20 protein-coding genes are annotated in these 21757 nt (G+C 63.6%); 8 read left to right on the top strand and 12 right to left on the bottom strand.

Translation table 11 applies throughout. The features are described from left to right. Window positions 1-90: 90 nt before the first annotated feature. From B6V74_RS11030 to B6V74_RS11005, 6 genes are all read right to left on the bottom strand, one after another. Window positions 91-1701 carry a BCCT family transporter gene (locus B6V74_RS11030; protein ID WP_075774866.1) on the bottom strand — a complete coding sequence of 537 codons (1611 nt, stop codon included), beginning with the start codon at window positions 1699-1701 and terminating at the stop codon, window positions 91-93. A 349-nt stretch (window positions 1702-2050) separates the two neighbouring features. Beyond that, window positions 2051-4876 (bottom strand): DNA gyrase subunit A, encoded by a 2826-nt coding sequence (gyrA, locus tag B6V74_RS11025; RefSeq protein ID WP_077701229.1) that lies wholly within the window; start codon window positions 4874-4876, stop codon window positions 2051-2053. Between the two features lie 149 nt (window positions 4877-5025). Further along, window positions 5026-6843, bottom strand: a complete 1818-nt coding sequence (typA, locus tag B6V74_RS11020; protein ID WP_075774865.1) for a translational GTPase TypA — start codon at window positions 6841-6843, stop codon at window positions 5026-5028. 99 nt (window positions 6844-6942) lie between these two features. After that, the gene (locus tag B6V74_RS11015; RefSeq protein ID WP_075774864.1) at window positions 6943-7278 is read right to left on the bottom strand and encodes an SMR family transporter; all 336 of its coding nucleotides are present in this window, start codon (window positions 7276-7278) and stop codon (window positions 6943-6945) included. Between the two features lie 18 nt (window positions 7279-7296). Further along, complete coding sequence (locus tag B6V74_RS11010) at window positions 7297-7944, bottom strand: YitT family protein (RefSeq protein ID WP_088722803.1); 648 nt, start codon at window positions 7942-7944, stop codon at window positions 7297-7299. Between the two features lie 118 nt (window positions 7945-8062). Continuing rightward, complete coding sequence (locus B6V74_RS11005) at window positions 8063-8680, bottom strand: YitT family protein (protein ID WP_088718578.1); 618 nt, start codon at window positions 8678-8680, stop codon at window positions 8063-8065. A gap of 425 nt (window positions 8681-9105) precedes the next feature. Here B6V74_RS11005 and B6V74_RS11000 point away from each other — a divergent pair, with 425 nt between their 5' ends. After that, window positions 9106-9327 (top strand): hypothetical protein, encoded by a 222-nt coding sequence (locus tag B6V74_RS11000; RefSeq protein ID WP_088722802.1) that lies wholly within the window; start codon window positions 9106-9108, stop codon window positions 9325-9327. Window positions 9328-9638: 311 nt separating this feature from the next. Here B6V74_RS11000 and B6V74_RS10995 read toward each other — a convergent pair whose 3' ends face one another. The 6 genes from B6V74_RS10995 to B6V74_RS10970 all read right to left on the bottom strand — a co-directional run bounded on the left by B6V74_RS10995 (window position 9639) and on the right by B6V74_RS10970 (window position 15255). Then, window positions 9639-10853 (bottom strand): NADP-dependent isocitrate dehydrogenase, encoded by a 1215-nt coding sequence (locus B6V74_RS10995; RefSeq protein ID WP_075774861.1) that lies wholly within the window; start codon window positions 10851-10853, stop codon window positions 9639-9641. A 100-nt stretch (window positions 10854-10953) separates the two neighbouring features. After that, on the bottom strand, window positions 10954-13158 hold the full coding sequence (locus tag B6V74_RS10990; protein ID WP_088722801.1) for an NADP-dependent isocitrate dehydrogenase: 2205 nt from the start codon (window positions 13156-13158) through the stop codon (window positions 10954-10956). 135 nt (window positions 13159-13293) lie between these two features. Next, window positions 13294-13884 carry an HD domain-containing protein gene (locus B6V74_RS10985; protein WP_075774859.1) on the bottom strand — a complete coding sequence of 197 codons (591 nt, stop codon included), beginning with the start codon at window positions 13882-13884 and terminating at the stop codon, window positions 13294-13296. Beyond that, entirely contained in the window at window positions 13881-14318 is a 438-nt protein-coding gene (locus B6V74_RS10980) for a hypothetical protein (RefSeq protein ID WP_088722800.1), read from the bottom strand. Before B6V74_RS10980 ends, B6V74_RS10985 begins: the two co-directional genes overlap by 4 nt. Next, window positions 14315-14578, bottom strand: coding sequence for a hypothetical protein (locus tag B6V74_RS10975; RefSeq protein WP_075774857.1), 264 nt, complete (start codon window positions 14576-14578; stop codon window positions 14315-14317). The genes B6V74_RS10980 and B6V74_RS10975 overlap by 4 nt, the downstream gene beginning before the upstream one ends. Beyond that, window positions 14578-15255, bottom strand: a complete 678-nt coding sequence (locus tag B6V74_RS10970; RefSeq protein WP_075774856.1) for an alpha/beta hydrolase — start codon at window positions 15253-15255, stop codon at window positions 14578-14580. The genes B6V74_RS10975 and B6V74_RS10970 overlap by 1 nt, the downstream gene beginning before the upstream one ends. 255 nt (window positions 15256-15510) lie before the next feature. Here B6V74_RS10970 and B6V74_RS10965 point away from each other — a divergent pair, with 255 nt between their 5' ends. From B6V74_RS10965 to sufD, 7 genes are all read left to right on the top strand, one after another. Further along, entirely contained in the window at window positions 15511-15969 is a 459-nt protein-coding gene (locus B6V74_RS10965; protein WP_075774855.1) for an Rrf2 family transcriptional regulator, read from the top strand. 144 nt (window positions 15970-16113) lie between these two features. After that, a complete protein-coding gene (locus tag B6V74_RS10960) occupies window positions 16114-17157 on the top strand; it encodes a cysteine desulfurase family protein (RefSeq protein ID WP_088722799.1) in 1044 nt (347 codons plus the stop codon). A gap of 18 nt (window positions 17158-17175) precedes the next feature. Further along, the gene (gene sufB / locus B6V74_RS10955) at window positions 17176-18696 is read left to right on the top strand and encodes a Fe-S cluster assembly protein SufB (RefSeq protein ID WP_075774853.1); all 1521 of its coding nucleotides are present in this window, start codon (window positions 17176-17178) and stop codon (window positions 18694-18696) included. 99 nt (window positions 18697-18795) lie between these two features. Next, entirely contained in the window at window positions 18796-19329 is a 534-nt protein-coding gene (locus B6V74_RS10950; protein ID WP_075774852.1) for a hypothetical protein, read from the top strand. Window positions 19330-19381: 52 nt separating this feature from the next. Further along, the gene (locus B6V74_RS10945) at window positions 19382-19696 is read left to right on the top strand and encodes a heavy metal-binding domain-containing protein (RefSeq protein WP_075774851.1); all 315 of its coding nucleotides are present in this window, start codon (window positions 19382-19384) and stop codon (window positions 19694-19696) included. A gap of 9 nt (window positions 19697-19705) precedes the next feature. Beyond that, window positions 19706-20479 (top strand): Fe-S cluster assembly ATPase SufC, encoded by a 774-nt coding sequence (gene sufC / locus B6V74_RS10940; protein ID WP_075774850.1) that lies wholly within the window; start codon window positions 19706-19708, stop codon window positions 20477-20479. Then, on the top strand, window positions 20479-21756 hold the full coding sequence (sufD, locus tag B6V74_RS10935; RefSeq protein WP_088722798.1) for a Fe-S cluster assembly protein SufD: 1278 nt from the start codon (window positions 20479-20481) through the stop codon (window positions 21754-21756). Before sufC ends, sufD begins: the two co-directional genes overlap by 1 nt. Window position 21757 lies beyond the last annotated feature (1 nt).

The following is a 21757-nucleotide window of genomic DNA, read 5'->3' as shown; positions in this document are numbered from 1 at the left end:
CATGTAGTGGTCAAAGCGGCAAAAGGGAAGGCCGATCCGCGGAGGGAAAACGGGAAACGGCCCGGAGCATCCCCGGGCCGTTTCTTGCGATCAGAAATCGTCGAGCTTGGGTCTCTTGCCGATCGAGACATGGTCGATGTCTTCAAGCGCAAATCCCTTGATGATCGAAGGGATCATCATCGACACCAGTATGAAGATCGGCAGGCCCACGACGGTGATCACCTGTTGCAGCGCGGTCAACCCGGCATCGCCTGCGAGTATGATCAGCATCGCCGCGACCAGACCTTCGGCCGCGCCCCAGAAAACGCGCTGATGGACGGGGCCGGGCGTCGGCGTGCCGGTGCAGAGCATGTCGACCACCAGCGAGGCCGAGTCCGACGACGTCGCGAAGAAGATCGCCACCACGACGACGGCGATGCCCTGAACGATATGGACGAAGGGGAAATGCTCGAAGAAGGCGAACATCGCGAGCGGAACGCTATCGGAGACCGCTTTCGACAATTGCCCCGCCTGATCGCCCATCGCGGCGCGCGCCGCCTGTCCGATGCCGTCGAACTCCATCGCCTGCCAGCCGAATATCGCGAACCAGATCAGGGTGAAGAGCGAGGGTGCCAGCAGCACGCCGAAGACGAATTCGCGCACCGTGCGACCGCGCGAGATGCGCGCGACGAACAGCCCGATGAAGGGCGACCAGGTCACCGTCCAGGCCCAGTAGAACACCGTCCACGAGCCCTGCCAGCCCCAGCCGGGCGTGTCGGGGTTCTCGTTGGCCAGCATGTCGTTCCAGAAGGCCAGATGCGGCAGGTTGGAGAAATAGAGCCCGAAGGTCTGGACGATCCCGCGCAGCAGGAACAGGGTCGAGCCGAAGATCAGCACGAAGACCATCAGACCGACCGCCATGCCGATATTGATATTCGACAGCAGCTTCACGCCCTTGTCGAGCCCAGCGACGATGGAGGTGATCGCAACGGCGGTCAGCGCGGTGAGGATCGCGATCTTGACGAAGGTGCCGTCGCCCGTACCGAGAAGCGCATCGAGGCCGGCGGCGATCTGGCTGGAGCCGAGGCCGAGCGAGACGGCGACGCCAAACAGCGTGCCGAGGATCGAAGCGATGTCGATCGCCTTTCCGATCGGCCCGTTGATGCCCTCTTTCAGGAGCGGGTAGAACACCGAAGAGACCCGCACCGGCAGGTCGTAGCGGTTGATGAAATAGGCAAACCCCAGCCCCGGCAGCGTGAAGATCGTCCAGGTGTGCAGGCCGAGGTGATAGATCGCGATGGAGATCGCGTCTTTCGCGGCCTCGTCGGAAAAAGGCTCGACGCCCGGCAGCGGTGGTTCGGAGAAATGGCTGATCGGTTCGGCCACGCCCCAGAACATCAGCACCGTGCCGATACCGCCCGCGAACAGCATCGTGAACCAGGACAGATTGCCATATTCCGGACGGCTGTCCTTCGGCCCGAGCCGGATATGGCCATGGCGCGACAGCGCAGCCCAGATCAGGAAGCCCAGCCAGATATTGACGCCGAGAATGAAGAACCAGCCGAGATTGGCGACGATCCAGGAACGGCCCGCGGCGAACGCGTCGCCAATCGGGCCGGGAAAGATCACAAGGGCGAGCACGAAGACGATCGTGAAGCCTGCCGATACGAAGAAAATCGTCGGGTCGGTTCTTAGGCCGAGCCTATCTGCCAAGGCTTTCATGAAACTCTCCCTTTTTTGAATAGTGCAACCGCAACGGGTGGCTTCAGGGGTGGTTCCGGGCAAATGGCGAATTGAGAGCAACAAAGAGTCGAAACGGCGCGGCACGTGGCTGAGCCGCAACATCGAAAGTCCGTGCGATCAGAAGGCGAGGTTGTGGCGGAAGAGGTTCGTGGTCGAACCTTTTCCAAGGGTGACGCCGAGGCCGACGTTCCAGAGATCGAACTCGCCATCGCGACTATCCTTCTAGCGTGGAAGCCATAATGGGAAAGCCCCCGGTCCTTGCGGAACGGGGGCTTGATCTCATTGCTTTTTGCGAAGCCGTTGCGAATTGCGAGCAGCTTACGCGGGATCAGCTTTCGCTATCCTCCGCACCGCCGTTCCCGGAGGCGTCCGGCGCGGAAGGTGCATCGGGTGCATCGGTCGACCCATCGGAATCCGGATCCAGATCGTCGTCGTCGCCCTGATCGGCGATCCGCGCGACCGAGACCACGACTTCGCCCTTGGCGGTGTTGAACACACGCACGCCACCGGCAGAGCGCGAGCGGAAGGAGATGTCTTCCACCGGGCAGCGGATCGACTGACCCGTCGAGGTGGCGAGCATGATCTGATCGCTCATCTCGACCGGGAAGGAGGCCACCAGCGGGCCGCCCCGCATCGCCTTGTCGATCGCCGTCACACCCTGACCGCCGCGACCGCGGGTCGGATAGTCGTGGCTCGACGAGATCTTGCCCGACCCCTTCGAGGTGATCGTCAGGATCAGATCTTCGGCGGCGGACATCTCGGCATAACGTTCCATCGAGAGCGGCCCCTCGGCCACGGTTTCCTCGTCCTCGTCGGGCTCGACCTCGTCCTCGGTCACGCCCGCCATCAGGCGACGCTGCTTGAGATAGGCCGCGCGCTCTTCCGAGCTGGCTTCGAAGTGGCGGATCACCGACATCGAGACGACCTCGTCATCGCCCTTCAGCTTGATGCCGCGAACGCCGACCGAGTTGCGCGAGTTGAACACGCGCACTTCCGGCACCGGGAAGCGGATCGCGCGACCGCTGGCGGTGACCAGCATCACGTCGTCGTCCTCGGAACAGATGCGCGCATTGATCAGGCGCATTCCGGCGTTCTCGTCCTCGAACTTCATCGCGATCTTGCCGTTGCGCATGACGTTGGTGAAATCCGACAGGCGGTTGCGGCGCACGGTGCCCTTGGAGGTCGCGAAGACCATCTGCAGGTCGTCCCATTCCGCCTCGTCGCGATCGACCGGGGTGATCGCGGCGATCGAAACGCCTGTGGGGATCGGCAGGATGTTGACGATCGCCTTGCCCTTCGACTGGCGAGAGCCGAGCGGCAGCTGCCAGCACTTCATCTTGTAGACCATGCCTTCGGTCGTGAAGAACAGAAGCTGCGTATGGGTGTTGGCGACGAACAGCGTGGTGACCGTGTCGTCATCCTTCAGCGCGCCACCCGACAGCCCCTTGCCGCCGCGCTTTTGCGAGCGGAAATCGGCCAGAGGCGTGCGCTTGATGTAGCCGCCCTGAGTGACGGTCACGACCATGTCTTCGCGCTCGATCAGGTCTTCGTCGGCCATGTCGCCGGCCCAGTCGATGATCTCGGTGCGGCGCGGCACGGCAAACAGCTCGCGCACTTCGCGCAGCTCGTCGGCGATGATGCCCATGATCCGCTCGCGCGAGGCGAGGATGGCGAGGTATTCGCGGATCTTCTCGGCCAGCTGGGCGAGCTCGTCCGTGACTTCCTTCACGCCGATCTGGGTCAGACGCTGAAGGCGCAGATCGAGGATCGCGCGGGCCTGCGTTTCCGACAGGTTATAGGTGCCGTCATCGTTGACCGGATGCAGCGGATCGTCGATCAGCTTGAGATATTCGACGATGTCATGCGCGGGCCAGCGCCGCTCCATCAGGCGGGTGCGGGCCTCTGCCGCGTCGGCCGAGGAGCGGATGGTCGCCACGACCTCGTCCACGTTCGACACCGCCACGGCCAGACCGCAGAGGATGTGGCTGCGCTCGCGCGCCTTGCGCAGTTCGAACGCGGTGCGGCGTGCGACGACTTCCTCGCGGAAGCTGATGAAATAGGTGAGGAACTGGCGCAGCGTCAGCTGCTCGGGGCGGCCGCCGTTCAGCGCCAGCATGTTGCAGCCGAAGGAGGTCTGCATCTGCGTGAAGCGGAAAAGCTGGTTCAGCACCACATCGGGGGTCGCGTCGCGCTTCAGCTCGATCACGACACGCACGCCAACACGGTCGGATTCGTCGGCGATGTTCGAGATGCCTTCGAGTTTCTTCTCGCGCACGAGATCGGCGATCTTCTCGATCATCGCCGCCTTGTTCACTTGATAGGGAATTTCGTCGAGGATGATCGCGAAGCGGTCCTTGCGGATCTCTTCCACGCGGGTCTTCGCCCGGATGATGACCGAGCCACGGCCCTCGAGGTAAGCCTTGCGCGCACCGCCGCGCCCCATGATCTGGCCGCCGGTCGGAAAGTCGGGGGCGGGGACGATCTCCATGATCGCCTCGTCCGACATGTCGGGGTTCTCGATCAACGCCAGCGTCGCGTCGCAGACCTCGCCGAGGTTGTGCGGCGGAATGTTGGTCGCCATGCCGACGGCGATACCGCCCGCGCCGTTGACCAGCATGTTCGGGAAGCGTGCGGGCAGAACCGTCGGCTCTTCCTGCTTGCCGTCGTAGTTGTCCTGGAAATCGACCGTGTCTTTCTCGATATCGGCGAGAATGTAATTGGCCGGTTTCGCCATGCGCACTTCGGTGTAGCGCATCGCCGCCGCGTTGTCGCCGTCCATCGAGCCGAAGTTGCCCTGACCGTCGAGCAGCGGCAGCGACATCGAGAAGGGCTGCGCCATCCGCACCAACGCGTCGTAGATCGCGGCGTCGCCATGCGGGTGATACTGACCCATGACGTCGCCGACCGGACGCGCCGACTTGCGATAGGGCTTGTCGAAAGTGTTCCCGGTCTCGTGCATCGCATAGAGGATGCGCCGGTGAACGGGCTTCAGACCGTCGCGCAGATCGGGGATCGCGCGGCTCACGATCACGCTCATCGCGTAATCGAGATAGGCGGTTTTCATCTCGTCCGCGATGGAAACGGTGGGGCCGAGATAAGCGGGCCGCCCGGGGCCTTCTTCTTCGGTTTCCGGCGGTTCAGGAGTGTCGGTCACGCGCGCCTCGATATTCTAGATATTGTTGTGGAACCTTATAAAGGCCGCAAGCGGCGGGTGCAATCATGGAGAAGGCCCCGGCGGGTGCGCGGGGCCTTCTTCGTGACGTCAGGTTAGGGCGATCGGGGCGCGGCCCGTGCCGCAGCCGATCAGCCTTCGCGGGCTGCGCGCTTCCGCTCGTGCGGATCGAGGTGCAGTTTGCGCAGGCGGATCGCCTTGGGCGTGACTTCGACCAGTTCGTCGTCGTTGATATAGGCGATGGCCTCCTCTAGCGACAGACGCACCGGCGGGGTCAGGCGGACCGCTTCATCCGTGCCCGAGGCGCGGACGTTGGTCAGCTTCTTGCCCTTGAGCGGGTTCACTTCGAGATCGTTGTCGCGCGAATGCTCGCCGATGATCATCCCGGTATAGACCTGCTCCTGCGAGCCGATGAACAGCTTGCCGCGCTCCTCGAGGTTCCACAGCGCGTAGGCGACAGAAACGCCATTCTCCATCGAGATCAGCACGCCCTGACGACGCCCGTCGATCTGGCCCTTGTAGGGCGCCCAGCTATGGAACAGGCGGTTCAGCACGCCCGAGCCGCGCGTGTCGGTCAGGAACTCGCCCTGATAGCCGATCATGCCCCGCGAGGGGACATGGGCCACGATGCGCGTCTTGCCACCCTCGGCCGGGCGCATCTCGGCCAGTTCGCCCTTGCGGTAGCCGGTCAGCTTCTCGATCACGACGCCGGAATATTCGTCATCCACGTCGACGATGACTTCCTCGATCGGCTCCATGCGCTGGCCGTCTTCCTCGCGGAAGATCACCTTCGGACGCGAGATCGACAGCTCGAACCCTTCGCGGCGCATGTTCTCGATCAGCACGCCCATCTGGAGTTCGCCACGACCCGAGACCACGAAAGCCTCGCCGCCGGGGGTGTCCTCGACGCGGATCGCGACGTTGGTTTCGGCCTCTTTCATCAGGCGGTCGCGAATGACGCGCGACTGCACCTTCGAGCCGTCCTTGCCGGCGAGCGGCGAGTCGTTGATGCCGAAGGTCACGGAGATCGTCGGCGGATCGATCGGCTGGGCGTCGATCGGGGTATCGACTTCCGGCGCGCAGAGCGTGTCGGCGACGGTGGCCTTGGTCATGCCTGCGACGGTGACGATGTCGCCAGCGACGGCTTCGTCGATCGGCTGCTGCGACAGGCCACGGAAGGCGAGGATCTTGGTGCAGCGGAAGGCTTCGATGCGCTCGCCCTTGCGCGAGAGCGCCTTGAGCTGATCGCCGACCTTGAGCGTGCCCGCCTCGATACGGCCGGTCAGGATGCGCCCGATGAACGGGTCGGCCGAGAGCGTGGTGGCCAGCATCTGGAACGGCTCGTCGGCGCGGAATTCCTGCTTCGGCGGCTCGACATGCTTCAGGATCAGCTCGAACAGCGCGTCGAGGTTCTCGCGCGGGCCGTCCAGCTCGGTATCCGCCCAGCCACCGATGCCCGAGGCATAGAGATGCGGGAAGTCGAGCTGCTCGTCATCGGCGCCGAGATTCGCGAAGAGGTCGAACACCTCGTCCAGCGCGCGGTCGGGCTCGGCCGCGGGCTTGTCGACTTTGTTGAGCACGACGATCGGCTTCAGGCCAAGCGCAAGCGCCTTCGAGGTCACGAACTTGGTCTGCGGCATCGGGCCTTCGGCTGCGTCCACCAGCAGCACGACACCGTCCACCATCGAGAGGATACGCTCGACCTCGCCGCCGAAATCGGCGTGGCCGGGGGTGTCGACGATGTTGATGCGGGTGCCGCCCCATTCCACCGAGGTGGCCTTGGCGAGAATGGTGATGCCGCGCTCGCGCTCGATGTCGTTGCTGTCCATCGCGCGTTCCGCGACGGCCTGGTTTTCACGGAAAGCGCCCGATTGGCGCAGAAGCTGGTCCACGAGCGTCGTCTTGCCGTGGTCCACGTGAGCGATGATCGCAATGTTGCGAAGGTCCATGGGAGGTCGTCCTGTTCTTGAGTTGCCCCGCCCATAAAGGAAAGATCGCCTCTCGGCTAGCCCCCCAGCATGGCGATCTCGCCGCGATGCGGCATCGTGTCAGTGGAAATGCGATTTCGAGAACAGGTTGATCACGAGGATGCCTGTCAGAATCAGCGCGATCCCGATCAGGGCGGGCAAATCCAGCCGCTGATTGAACATCAGCCAGCCCACGCCCGCGATCAGGACCATGCCGATCCCGGACCACAGCGCATAGGTGATCCCGAGCGGCAGCACCTTCAGCACCAGCGTGAAGAAATAGAGCCCGCCGATGAAGCCCACCGCCACGCCCACCGTCGGCCAGAGCCGCGTGAATTGCTGGCTGGCCTGCAGGCAGGCCGAGCCGAAGGTCTCGAAAGCGACCGCGATGAGCAGGATGACATAGGTCTTGAGCATGGCCGGCACTCTGCCGGATCACTCGGCGATATACCAGTCCCGGCGGTGGTTCATCGCGATGACGAAATTCAGCACGATTGCACCCAGAAGCGAGTAGAGCACCAAAGGCGGCGCGAGGATGAAGCTCGCGATGACGAAGAGGCAGAGGTCGTGGATCAGCTGCGTCCAGCCGGCGCGAAAGCCGAACTTGTCCTGCAAGATCACGGCGACGATGGAGACGCCACCGAGCGAGCCCTTGTGACGGAAGAGGCCGAGAAGGCCGACGCCTGCGGAGATCCCGAACAGCACGGCGGCCACGGCAGGGTGGATATCCGCGACATGCAGAACGGGCTTGAGCGCCTCGGCCATCAGCGACACGAGCGTCACGGTCACGAGGCTTTTCAGCGCAAAGCCTGCGCCGCGCGCGTAATAGGCGAAGGCGTAGAAGGGGATGTTGATCACGAAGAACACGACCCCGAAGCTGACCCCCGTGATATAGGACAGGATCAGCGCGGCGCCTGCGGTGCCCCCGGTCACGAGGCCCGCGGCGCGCAGCAGGTGAATTCCCAGCGCGGCTTGAGCGGCGGCCACGAAAAGGCCCTGCAGATCCTCGAGCTTCGAGTAATGCGGACGGGTCGCGTCTTTGGCGGCGATCTGGTCGGCGGTGATATGTGCGTCAGTGGTCATGACCTAATAATAGGGCATAATCGCTGACCTACCAACTCGCTGGGCGCAGGTCCGCCTTGCAGTACTCGAAAGGGTCGGGCAGGGCGCGCGGGCCCGTGGCCGGCCGATCGCGTCCGGATCAGGTAGCGATATAGCGGTCGCGGCGGTGGTTGATCAGGATGATCACGTTCAAAACCATCGCGCCCAGAAGCGACCACAGCACCTTGTCGAGCGGCAGCACGAACAGCGCGAAGAGGAACACGCCGCAATCGAACAGGATCTGCGTGCGGCCCGCTTTGAACCCGGTCTTGTCCTGAAGATAAAGCGCCACGATCCCCACGCCGCCAAGGCTCGCGCCGTGGCGGAACAGCGCCAGTAGCCCTGCGCCCGAGACGACCCCCGCCAAGACAGCCGCCGCACCGGGGTGAAGGGTGGCGAAGCTGAGAAGATGCGGCAAGATCTCGGTAAAGACAGACAGGATGGCCACTGCGATCACCGTCTTCACCGTGAATCGCTTCCCCATCCGGCGCAAGGCAAGCCAATAGAAGGGCAGGTTGAGCGTGAAAAAGATCGCACCGAAGCTCCATCCGGTGACGTAGGAGAGCACCAGCGACAGCCCCGCGATCTGCCCGGTAAACAAGCCCGCGCCGTGCAGCAGCGCTACGGCGAGCGCCATCATCAGCGTGCCGGAGAGAAGCCCTTGGGTGTCCTCGGGCAGGGTATGGCGATGCGGGTCTTGGATGCGGGTCTGGCTCATGGCGCTCAGATGCCATGAGGCAACGCCAAGCGCAAGAACTGAGGCGCATCGGCAACAGAGGTGCCTCAATACCTCCCAAACACCGTCGCGTGAGTTGCCGTGCTGTCGGAGATCGGGCCAAGTGGCGCCATTCGCAACGCCCAAGTCAAGAGGAGGGCCGCCATGATGTCATATCACCAAGCCCTCGCAGCGTATTGCGAAACCCGTATCGGTTTTTCGGTCTCCGCCCGCGTCGCACGACGCCTCGCCTGACCGTACCGATCCGACCCGGGGCCTAGGCCCCACTCCCGCAAACTGACCCGATTTCCGCGTCCCGATCCTGTCGCGACGCATCCTGGCCGCGCTCTCGCGGTTCCCGTCGGGTCTTCTTTCACATCAATCGAAGAAAGGCCGGTTGCGGGATTGGACCCGCGCCGGGACATCACATGATCCAGACTCTCGAGCGTCCGAACGACGCCTTCACCATCGAAGCCACGATCGCCAAGTTCGGCGCAGGTAAAGTGCTGCGCGCGGCGCTGCTCGCGCTTATTTCCCGCGGAAACAAGCCGCGTCCGCTCGATGCCGGGCAGCTGAGCGACCACTTGCGCAGAGATATCGGGCTCGGGCCCGCTGAGCCTCCGCCAGAGCCGTGGAGCATGATGCGGTAAACGAAAGGGTCGGGCGTGTGATGCGCCCGGCCCATGCAAGGACATGAGGGGCGCGCCCGAACTCGGGTCGGCCCTTTGATCCGCCTGTGTGAGGGTGTCTTATCTCGCAAGCCCGAATGACTGCGTGCTTGCGGAGACACCGCCGATGCGCCCTCCCGGGGGGAATGAGGAGGGACCGTCGCGCCTGTGGCGCGGCGTAAGCCTGACGAATGGGCGCGGCCCGGGGCTGGTCGTCCCGTGCCAGTCGGGCGTCGCTCGCCAAACGAAAAAGGCGGGGATAACCCCGCCTTCCTCAACCCATTTCGCGCGCTTTAGAGCGACAGCGACTTGTTCAGGTATTCGTCGATCTTCTCGAGGAAGCCCATCGTGGTCAGCCATTTCTGATCGGGGCCCACGAGCAGCGCGAGGTCCTTGGTCATGTGACCATCCTCGACCGCCTGCACGCAGACCTTCTCGAGCGTTTCCGCGAAGGTCTGAAGCTGCGCGTTGCCGTCCAGCTTGGCGCGGTGCTTCAGGCCACCGGTCCAGGCGAAGATCGAGGCGATGGAATTCGTCGAGGTCTCCTTGCCCTGCTGGTGCTGGCGATAGTGCCGCGTGACCGTACCGTGGGCGGCCTCGGCTTCGACCGTCTTGCCATCGGGCGTCATCAGGATCGAGGTCATCAGACCCAGCGAACCGAAGCCCTGCGCGACCGTATCCGACTGCACGTCGCCGTCGTAGTTCTTGCAGGCCCAGACATAGCCGCCCGACCATTTCAGCGAGCTCGCCACCATGTCGTCGATCAGGCGATGCTCGTACCAGATGCCGGCTTCCTTGAACTTCTCGGCGAATTCTTCCTCGAAGACCTGCTGGAACAGATCCTTGAAGCGGCCGTCATAGGCCTTGAGGATCGTGTTCTTGGTCGACAGATAGACCGGCCAGCCCTTCATCAGGCCGTAGTTCAGCGAGGCGCGCGCGAAGTCGATGATCGACTTGTCGAGGTTGTACATGCCCATCACGACGCCTGCGTCAGGCGCCTGGAACACTTCCTTCTCGATCACTTCACCATCGTCGCCCACGAATTTCAGCGTGATCGTGCCCTTGCCGGGGAAGCGGAAATCGGTGGCCTTGTACTGGTCGCCATAGGCGTGACGGCCCACGACGATCGGCTTGGTCCAGCCGGGCACGAGGCGCGGGACGTTCTTGCAGATGATCGGCTCGCGGAAGATGACGCCGCCGAGGATGTTTCGGATCGTGCCGTTGGGCGAGCGATACATGCGCTTGAGGTTGAATTCCTCCATGCGCGCCTCGTCGGGGGTGATCGTCGCACATTTGACGCCGACGCCGTACTGCTTGATCGCCTCGGCCGCATCGACGGTGATCTGGTCGTCGGTCGCGTCGCGGCTCTCGATGCCGAGGTCGTAATATTTCAGGTCGATATCGAGATAGGGCAGGATCAGTTTCTGCTTGATGAAGTCCCAGATGATGCGGGTCATCTCGTCGCCGTCGAGTTCGACGACGGGGTTCTCTACCTTGATCTTGGTCATGCGCGTTCCTTTTCAGATCGGGCTTAATTCACGGGTTCGTGTGCCGGGGAGGCCGGGAATTGAAAGGGGCGGCCCGCGCCGCCCCCTGGTCTCAGTGCTCTCAGCCGATGATGGCGTTGAGCGTCTCGCTCGGGCGCATCACCGCGGCGAGCTTTTTCGGATCGGCGTGGTAGTAGCCGCCGATATCGGCGGGCTTGCCCTGAACCTCTGCCAGTTCGGCCACGATCTTCGCCTCACCTTCGGCCAGCGCCTTGGCGATCGGGGCGAATTCGGCGGCCAGTTCGGTATCGTCGCCTTGCGCGGCGAGAGCCTCGGCCCAGTAGCGGGCGAACCAGTAGTGGCTGGCGCGGTTGTCGGGCTCGCCGACCTTGCGCGAGGGCGACCGGTCGTTGTCGAGAATGCCCTGCGTCGCGGTCTCGACCGTCTCGCCCAGCACGCGCGCTTTCGCGTTGTCGGTCTGGTCCGCGAAGAACTTGAAGCTCTCGCCGAGGGCGCAGAATTCGCCGAGGCTGTCCCAACGCAGGTGATTTTCCTCCACCAGCTGCTGAACGTGCTTGGGGGCCGAGCCGCCAGCGCCGGTCTCGAACAGACCGCCGCCCTGCATCAGCTTCACGATCGAGAGCATCTTGGCCGAGGTGGCCAGCTCCAAGATCGGGAACAGGTCCGTCAGGTAGTCGCGCAGCACGTTGCCGGTGATCGCGATAGTGTTCTCGCCCTTGGTGATGGTCTCGAGCGAGGCGATGGTCGCCTCACGCGGGGCCATGATCTCGAACTTGTCGGCCACGCCCTTGGCTTCCAGGATCGGCTTCACGTAGGAGATCAGCTCCGCATCGTGAGCGCGGGTCTCGTCGAGCCAGAAGATCGCGCGGTAGCCGGTCGCCTTCTGACGGTCGATGGCGAGGTTCACCCAGTCTTCGATCGGCGCCTTGCGGGCCGAGGCCGAACGCCAGATGTCGCCCTTCTTCACGTCATGCGAATGCAGGACCGTGCCGTCGTCCAGAACCATCTTCACGGTGCCGTCGTTCGGGATCTCGAAGGTGGTCGGGTGCGAGCCGTATTCCTCGGCTTTCTGCGCCATCAGGCCGATGTTCTGAACGGTGCCCGCGGTGGCGGGGTTCAGTTTGCCGTTGGCTTTGAAATACTCGATCGTCGCGTCATAGACCGGCGCGTAGGAGCTGTCCGGGATCACGCAGACGCAGTCGTGTTCCTTGTTGTCCGGGCCCCAGCCTTTGCCGCCGGCGCGGATCAGCGCGGGCATCGAGGCGTCGATGATGACATCGGAGGGCACGTGCAGGTTGGTGATGCCCTTGTCCGAGTTCACCATATACATCGGCGGACGCTGGTCGCGGACTTCCTCGATCGCAGCCAGGATTTCCGGCTCGCCCTTCACGCGCTCCAGCAGGTCGCCCATGCCCGAGGCCGGATCGACGCCGAGCGACTTCATCTTGTCACCGTATTTCTCGAAGACCGGCTTGAGCCATTCCTTCACCGCATGACCGAAGATGATCGGGTCGGAGACCTTCATCATCGTCGCTTTCATGTGCAGCGAGAACAGGACGCCTTCGTCCTTGGTCTTCTTGATTTCCTCGGCGAGGAAGGCGTCGAGCTTGTCAGCCGACATGTAGGTCGCGTCGACCACGGTGCCTTCGGGATAGCTCACGCCGTCCTTGAGAACGGTCTCGCCATCGGCGCCTTCCAGCACGATCTTGGCGGTGGCCGCCTTCGGCAGGGTGGCCGAGACTTCGTTCGAGAAGAAATCGCCTTCTGACATCGAGGCGACGCGGGTCTTGCTGTCGGCGGTCCACTCGCCCATGCGGTGCGGGTTGTTCTGCGCGAATTTCTTCACGGCAGCGGCGGCGCGACGATCCGAGTTGCCCTCGCGCAGCACCGGGTTCACGGCCGAGCCCTTGATCGAGTCGTATTTCGCGCGGACGGCTTTTTCCTCATCGGTCTTCGGCTCTTCCGGGTAATCGGGCAGGGCGTAGCCTTGGCCTTGCAATTCACGGACGGCAGCGACCAGCTGCGGCACCGAGGCCGAGATGTTCGGCAGCTTGATGACGTTGGCCTGCGGCGTTTTCACGTAATCGCCGAGCCAGGCCAGATCGTCCGACTGGCGTTGCTCTTCGGTAAGCGCTTCGGGGAAGGTGGCGAGGATGCGGCCCGCGAGCGAGATATCCTTGGTGCCCACCGAAATCCCGGCCGCTTGCGCGAATTTGCGCACGATCGGCAGCAGCGATGCGCTTGCCAGTTCCGGGGCCTCGTCGACCTTGGTGTAAATGATGTCAGGAGTGTTCTTGTCGCTCATGGCACAGCCCTCTTCGGTTGAAGCCTCGGTTTGCTGCCTCTTACCCGATTCAGATGCGCTTGGCTAGACGGTATGCGATTGTATACGGAGGTTGCCCGAAATCCCCATGCAGCGGGCGCTGAGGGGCCGCACGCGTCAGCTGCGCGCCGCGAACCAGCCTTCGACCCGATCGCGCACCCAGTCCCACACCGCGGGCGCGCCACGGGCGATCTTGGTGCCGATGCGCTCTTCGAGTTGGGTGAAGCTGACATCGTAATCGATCCACGATCCGCCGCCTGACTGGTGGTTCAGCAGGACCGGCTGCACCCGGTCGAGCGATTTCGCGAAGATCGCGTCGGGGGTCTCGTTGGCCTCGAATTCCTGCCACAGCGCCAGCATCGCTGCCCCCTGGTCCTCAGGCAGCAGTCCGAAGATGCGCTCGGCGGCGGCAGCTTCGGCCTTCTGGATGTCTTCCGCGCCGTGCGCCGTGCCGCCTTGGCTGTGGATCGGCACGTCACCTACGTCGATCTCGACCAGATCGTGCAGCAGGAGCATGCGGATCACGCGGTCGATCGAAACACCCTCGGGCGCCTGCTCGGCCAGTGTCAGCGCATAAAGCGCGAGCGACCAGCTATGCTCGCCGGAATTCTCAGGGCGCGAGGCGTCGTGGATCGGCGTCGCGCGGGTCACCGATTTAAGTTTCTCGGCTTCGGCGAGGAAGGTGAATTGCTGATCGAGCCGGGTCATGAACGTCTCCAGAGCCGGGGCAGAAGCAGAAGAAGCGCCACGAAGGCGAACAGACCGCCCGCGCGCCAGCTCATCGCGCGATCGGTATAGGCAGCACAGTCGAGGTTCGGCGCCGCGAAAGCGTAGAACAGAACCGTGCCGAAGATCGAGAAAACGACGATGCCCATGCCCAGCACCGGCGGGATCGCGCGGTTCGCGGCGGCGAGCAGGAGCCCGGTCCAGCCAAGCCAGAGCGGCACCGCCACGACGATCAGGTGCAGCGGCCGCGCGAGCAGGTCTGCAAGCCCGAGGCGCAACGCCTCGCCACGCGAATGCGATCCGGCCCAGTCGCCGTCGCAGAGCATCTGGCCTGCATGAAAGGCCGTCGCGATGATCAGCGACAGGGCAAGGGAGAGGGCTGCCGCGAAGAGGACGCGCGCGGCCCCCGGGCTCATGCCCCGGTCCCGGAATCCGGTGTTTTCGCCGCCGCCTGTGCGCGTTTTTCCAACTCCACCAGCTTGCGCTCGAAGAATTCTCGGCCGCGTTGCTCGGCCATGTGCAGGCGACAGGCGGTCATGTAGGCCTCCTGCAGGGAGGGCGACGACGTGCCGATATAGTTGCTCACCTCCATGAAGAGGCGATCGTCGTCGTATTTGCGCATCGCCTCCATTGTGTCGGTGGCGAGCTTTTCGGCCAGTTCGTCGATCAGCGCCATCAGCGCGTGCCCTCCGTCAGCCGGCGGCGCACATAGGTCTGAACGGTCTCAATCATCGGCTGCATATGGGCTTCTTCGTTCTTGAAGAAGTGGTCCGCGCCCTCGATGACCTCATGGGTGATCGTGATGCCCTTCTGCTCCTGCAGCTTGGAGACCAGCTGCTCGGTCTCTTTCGGCTGCGCGATCCGGTCGTTCGTGCCGTTGATGATCAGACCCGAGGACGGGCATGGCGCAAGGAAGGAATAATCGTAATTGCCGGGGCCGGGCGAAGACGGGCCGGGCGGGGCAACGGAGATGAAGCCGGTGATCTCGGGGCGGCGCATCAGCAGCTGCATGCCGATCCACGCGCCGAAGGAATGGCCCGCGACCCAGCAATGCTTCGAGTTCGGGTTCATCGCCTGCAGGTAGTCCAGCGCCGAGGCGGCATCGGACAATTCGCCCACGCCTTGATCGTATTCGCCTTGGCTGCGGCCCACGCCCCGGAAGTTGAAGCGCAGAACCGTGAAGCCCATTTTGAAAAAGGCGTAGTGCAGGTTGTAGACGACGCGGTTGTTCATCGTGCCGCCGAACTGCGGATCGGGATGCAGGATGATCGCGATCGGCGCGTCGGGTGCGGGCTGCGGGTGGTAGCGCCCCTCGAGGCGACCTTCGGGACCGGGAAAAATGACTTCGGGCATCGTCTCTCGTTTTTATTGCGCCAGCTCTGGGTTCCGGGGCCGCCAGCGCATCCGCCTTTCTTGACGGGTCGGCGCGGCTGGCCTAGGAGAAAGCCACCCCCGGCGCCATGCCGGGAGATCGGGCATTGGTGGAGGTAATCGGCCCTCGCGCTTGCGTCAATGCTTTAGCAATGATTCACTCCTGCGCGGGCAGAGTTTTCGGGCCGATTTGCGGTCAAATACGGGTTCGGATGGGTCTCGGACCGGGGAGGGTGCATGAAACTGTCGACGAAAGGCCGTTACGCGATGGTCGCGCTGGTCGATCTGGCGCTGGCGGGCGAAGGCAGCCGGACCTCGCTGGCGGCGCTGTCCGAGCGTCAGGATATCTCGCTGCCTTATCTGGAGCAGCTCTTCGTGCGGCTGCGCCGCGCGGGGCTGGTGAATTCGGTCCGCGGCCCCGGCGGGGGCTACCGTCTTGCGCGCACGCCCGCGGAAATCCGCATCTCGGAGATCTTCGAGGCCGTGGACGAGACCGTCTCGGCGATGCATGTCGGCGCCGGCGCCTCGGGCGCGATCTCGGGTTCACGGGCGCAGTCGATGGCGAACCGGCTGTGGGAGAGCCTCTCGGCGCAGGTCTTCGTCTTCCTGCATCAGACGACGCTCGAAGACGTTGTGAAGAACCAGCTCAAACCCTGTCCGGCGGTGCCGAGCCTGTTTTCGGTCGTCGACGAGTGATCCCGTCCGTCCGGGCATGATGGCCGCTCGCGGGCGCTTCGCGCGGGATGTTTTCGCCGAGGCGAAGGCACGCCCTTTCTTCTTCGGCTTGGGTCAAATATCCCCGCCGGAGGCATCCGACATTTCATTCACGCGGAGCGTATCATGGCGCGCAGCTATCTCGACTGGAACGCGACAACGCCGCTGAGGCCCGAGGCCCGTGCGGCGATGATCGAGGCGATGGACGTGGTTGGCAACCCATCCTCCGTGCATTCCGAGGGGCGTGCCGCGAAGGCACTGATGGAGCGGGCGCGCAATCAGGTGGCGGCCTCCTTGGGCGCAGAGGGACAGGACGTGATCTTCACCTCCGGCGCCACGGAAGCCGCCGCCTTGGCGCTGGCCGGGCGCGAAGTCCATTGTGCGGGCGTCGAGCATGACGCGGTGCGCAGCTGGTGCGTGGAGGACCTGCCTGTGGACCGGGCAGGGCGGATCACCGTCACCGATCCCGCAAATTCGGCGCTGCAGCTGGCCAATTCCGAGACCGGCGTGGTGCAGGAGTTGCCCGAAGGCCTGTATCTGAGCGATCTCACCCAAGGGTTTGGCAAGATCCCGTTTGCGTTCAACTGGCTCGGCACCACCTGCGGCATCGTTTCGGCGCATAAGCTGGGCGGGCCGAAAGGCGTCGGCGCGCTGATCGTGAAGCGCGGCACGGATATCGCAGCGCAGCTCAAGGGCGGCGGTCAGGAGATGGGGCGCCGCGCCGGCACCGAGAACCTGATCGGCATCGCGGGCTTCGGTGCGGCAGCCGAGGCCGCCTCGCGTGATCTTGAGGGCGGAATCTGGCGCGAGATCGAAAAACTTAGAAACATTCTAGAAAACGCCATTGCGGATCGGGCAAGCGAGACTATTTTTGTCGGGAATGAATCGCGCAGGCTTCCGAACACGTCCTGCTTCATCACGCCCGGCTGGAAGGGCGAGACGCAGGTGATGCAGATGGACCTGGGCGGGTTCGCGGTCTCCGCAGGCTCCGCGTGTTCGAGCGGAAAGGTCAAAAGCTCCGCCGCGCTGGTCGCGATGGGCTTTTCGGAAACCGAGGCGGGATCGGCATTGCGGGTCTCGCTGGGGCCGCAGAGCCGCGAAGAAGATGTCATGCGTTTCGCCGAACACTGGCTGAAATGCGAAGCGAAACACCGCGCACGGCGCGGGTAAGAGATGGGAGAGCCGGATATGGCGGGCGTTGATCAGGTGGAAGTACGTGAAGGCGTCGATCGCGAGACGGTCGAGACCGTTCAGAATATGGGCACCTACAAATACGGCTGGAACACCGATATCGAGATGGAATACGCGCCGAAAGGCGTGAACACGGATATCGTCCGCCTGATCTCGGACAAGAACAAAGAGCCCGAGTGGATGACCGAATGGCGTCTGCAGGCTTTCTCGCGCTGGGAAGATATGCCCAAGCCGAACTGGGCGCTGCTGAAGGTTCCGGAAATCGACTTTCAGGACCAGTACTACTACGCGCGCCCGAAAAGCATGGTCGAGAAGCCCAAGTCGCTCGACGAGGTCGACCCCAAGCTGCTCGCGACCTATGAAAAGCTCGGCATTCCGCTGAAGGAACAGATGATCCTCGCGGGCGTCGAAGGGGCGGAGGACATCAACCTCGAAGATCGCCAGATCGCGGTCGATGCGGTGTTCGACAGCGTCTCCGTAGGCACGACCTTCAAGGACAAGCTGGCCGAAGCGGGCGTGATCTTCTGCTCGATCTCGGAAGCGATCCAGGAACACCCGGAGCTGGTGAAGAAATATCTCGGCTCTGTCGTGCCGCAGGGTGACAACTTCTACGCAGCGCTGAACTCCGCCGTGTTCTCGGACGGCTCCTTCGTCTACGTGCCGCCGGGCGTGCGCTGCCCGATGGAACTGTCGACCTATTTCCGCATCAACGCGGAGAATACCGGGCAGTTCGAGCGCACCCTGATCATCGCAGACAAGGGCTCCTACGTGTCCTATCTCGAAGGCTGCACCGCGCCCAAGCGCGACACCGCGCAGCTGCACGCGGCCGTGGTCGAGATCATCGTCGAGGAAGACGCCGAGGTGAAATATTCCACGGTGCAGAACTGGTTCCCGGGCGATGAAGACGGCAAGGGCGGCATCTACAACTTCGTCACCAAGCGCGCCGATTGCCGCGGCGACCGCGCCAAGGTGATGTGGACGCAGGTCGAGACCGGCTCCGCGATCACATGGAAATACCCGTCCTGCATTCTGCGCGGCAACGAAAGCCAGGGCGAGTTCTACTCTATCGCCATCGCGAATAACTGGCAGCAGGCCGATACCGGCACCAAGATGATCCATCTCGGCAAGGACACCCGCTCGCGGATCGTGTCCAAGGGCATCTCGGCTGGTCAGGCGCAGAACACCTATCGCGGTCTCGTCTCGATGCACCCGAAAGCGACCGACTCGCGCAACTACACGCAATGTGACTCGCTGCTGATCGGCGATAAATGCGGCGCGCACACGGTTCCCTATATCGAGGTGAAGAACAACTCGAGTCGGGTCGAGCACGAGGCCACCACCTCGAAGGTCGATGACGATCAGCTGTTCTATTGCCGCGCCCGCGGGATGGACGAGGAAGAGGCCGTGGCGCTCGTCGTCAACGGGTTCTGCCGCGAAGTCCTTCAGGCGCTGCCGATGGAATTCGCGATGGAAGCTCAAAGCCTTGTGGCGATCTCGCTGGAGGGGAGCGTCGGGTGATCTTCACGCGCGCAAATATCGAAATTGCCGAGGATCTGCCCCATTTCGGGCATAATCCTTATGCATGTCTTAACCTGTCCAAATGGATAGGTGAGGACCATGACGATATCGAGCGCCAGCTTCAACGATCGCCTCGCGCGGATCGAGAAAACGCGGAAATCGGCGAAGGGCCGGATTCAGCTGCATATCGGCGATCAGGAAGCCTGGGTGACCAACGATTCCGCGATGCTGCGTCGGGTCATCGCCAAGCCGCGTCACTCGCGGCTGGCCGTGTTCAAGGTCCTGCCCGCGCTGATGGTCGGCGCGATCGGGATGATGATCGTGACGGCGCTCAAGATGCGCTTTCTGACGCCGGAACTCGCCGAGAAGGTCGGCTCCAACCCGGATCTGGTCCTCGTGGTCGCGGCAGTGCTGACGGCCTTCGGGCTGGGCATGGTGCTGCGGCTCGCCTCGGTGAAACTGATGGCGGTGCAGCTGCTGGGCGTCGCGCTGGCCTTCGTGGGGCTGCACAATATCGCGTTCTGGGAACCGGATATGGCGGCGCTCGCCTTCACGCCCGACTGGGTGGAGCAGCAGACCGCGCAATTCGAGCCGCGCACGCTGCGCTACGCCGAGACAACCATCCGCTTCTGACCCCATGCGCGCCCGCCGCAGCCCGTAAGGGTCGCCAAGGGGGAGAGCGCGCATGATCGTCACCACCACACCCACCATCGAGGGTCGCCCGATCGCGACCTATCATGGCATCGTCGTGGGCGAGGCCATCATGGGCGCCAATGTCGTCCGCGATATCTTCGCGCAGGTCACCGACATCATCGGTGGCCGCTCCGGCGCTTACGAATCCAAATTGCAAGACGCGCGCGCCACGGCGCTCGGCGAGCTTGAAGACCGCGCCCGCGAGCTGGGCGCGAATGCCGTTGTCGGCGTCGATCTCGACTACGAGGTCGTCGGCCAATCCATGCTTATGGTGTCGGCCTCCGGCACCGCTGTAACCGTATCCTGAGGAAGAACCATGCTTGATATCAAGAACCTGCACGTCAAACTGGAAGAAGAGGACAAGCAGATCCTCAAGGGCGTCAACCTGAGCGTCGAGTCCGGCAAGGTCCATGCGATCATGGGTCCGAACGGGTCCGGTAAATCCACGCTGTCCTACGTGCTCTCGGGCCGCGATGGCTACGAGGTCACCGAAGGCGAGGCGCATCTCAACGACACCGACCTGCTCGATTCCGAGCCCGAAGAGCGCGCGGCGGCAGGCCTGTTCCTCGCGTTCCAATATCCGGTGGAAATTCCCGGCGTCGGCAACATGACCTTCCTGCGTACCGCGCTCAACGCACAGCGCAAGGCCCGCGGCGAGGAGGAAATCTCCGCTGGCGACTTCCTGAAACTGGTGCGCGGCAAGGCGAAATCGCTCAAGATCGACGCCGATATGCTGAAGCGCCCGGTCAATGTCGGCTTCTCGGGCGGTGAGAAGAAACGTAACGAAATCCTTCAGATGGCGATCCTCGAGCCGAAGATGTGCATCCTCGACGAGACCGACTCCGGCCTCGACGTCGACGCGATGCGTCTGGTGGCCGAAGGCGTGAACGCGCTGCGCGACGAGGGCCGTTCCTTCCTCGTCATCACCCACTACCAGCGCCTGCTCGACCATATCAAACCCGATGTCGTCCACATCATGGCGGATGGCCGCATCATCGAGACCGGCGGGCCGGAACTGGCTCTCGAGGTCGAGAAGAACGGCTATGCCGACCTGCTCGCGAAACACGGGATCTCGGAGGTGATGGCGTAATGTCGGCAGTCGAGAAAATGACCCCCGCCGAGACGCGGCTGGCGCGCGTTTCTCTGCCCGAGGGCTTTGGGCCGCAACGTCGCGCCGCGCTGGACCGTCTGAACGCGATGGGCCTGCCGGGCCGTCGCGACGAATACTGGCGCTGGACCAACCCGACCGATTTCATCGCGCCCGATCCGGTGCCCGCCGCGCCCTTCGCGGATGACGAGCCCGAAATTTTCGGGGAAATCGATCGGCTGAAGATCGTATTCCGCGACGGTGTTTTCGATGCCGAGGCCTCCGACGATCTGGCGATGTCCGGTGTCGAAATCCTGCGTCTTGCCGATGCGCCCGACGTGAACTGGGCCAGCAGCCTTTACGGCACGCTGGAAGCCAACGGTCAGGACCCGGTGAAGCGTCCCTTCGCGGCGCTGAACACCGCGTCGGCGACCGATGGCGTGCTGATCCGCGTGACCCGTGCCGCCGAGAAGCCCGTGAGCCTGATTTATACCCATGAGTCAGAGAGTTCCGACCCGATCCTTCATCACCTCGTGAAGCTGGAAGAGGGCGCGGAGATCACGGTTCTGGAGAACGGCCCGGCCGGGGCGCGCTTCAACCAGCTGATGGAAGTGGATGTCGCGAAACACGCGAAATTCCACCACATCCGCGTGCAGGGCCGCGACCATGAGCGTCGTGCGATCACCTCGATCTTCACCCGCGTCGCGGAAGAGGGCCTGTTCAAGAGCTTCACGCTGACCTCGAACGGGGTGCTGACGCGCAATGAATGCGTGATCGACATCGTGGGCGACGACGCGAACGCCCATGTCGCGGGCGCGGCTCTTGGCGATGGCAAGACCGGCAAGTTCCACCACGACGACACCGTCTTCATCACCCACGGGGCCGAGCGCGGCGAGAGCCGTCAGGTCTTCAAGAAAGTGCTGAAGAACGGCGCCGAGGGCATCTTCCAGGGCAAGATCCTCGTGAAGCCGGGCGCGCAGAAGACCGATGGCTACCAGATCAGTCAGTCCCTGCTGCTCGACGAGAACAGCCAGTTCCTCGCCAAGCCGGAGCTCGAGATCTATGCCGATGACGTGCAGTGTTCGCACGGCTCGACCACCGGCGCGATCGACGAGACGGCGCTTTTCTACCTGCGCTCGCGCGGCGTGCCGGAAGAGGAAGCCACCGCGCTTCTGGTTCTGAGCTTCGTGGCCGATGCCATTGAAGAGATTGAGGAAGAGCGGTTCCGCGATGCGATCCTCACCCGGTTGGAAGGGTGGCTTTCGCGCCATCGCGGCTGAG

Source organism: Thioclava sp. F42-5 (assembly GCF_002213195.1).
Taxonomy (GTDB): Bacteria; Pseudomonadota; Alphaproteobacteria; order Rhodobacterales; family Rhodobacteraceae; genus Thioclava; species Thioclava nitratireducens.
The sequence above is the reverse complement of the archived record's forward strand: the minus strand, read 5'-3'. Positions and strand labels throughout refer to the sequence as shown.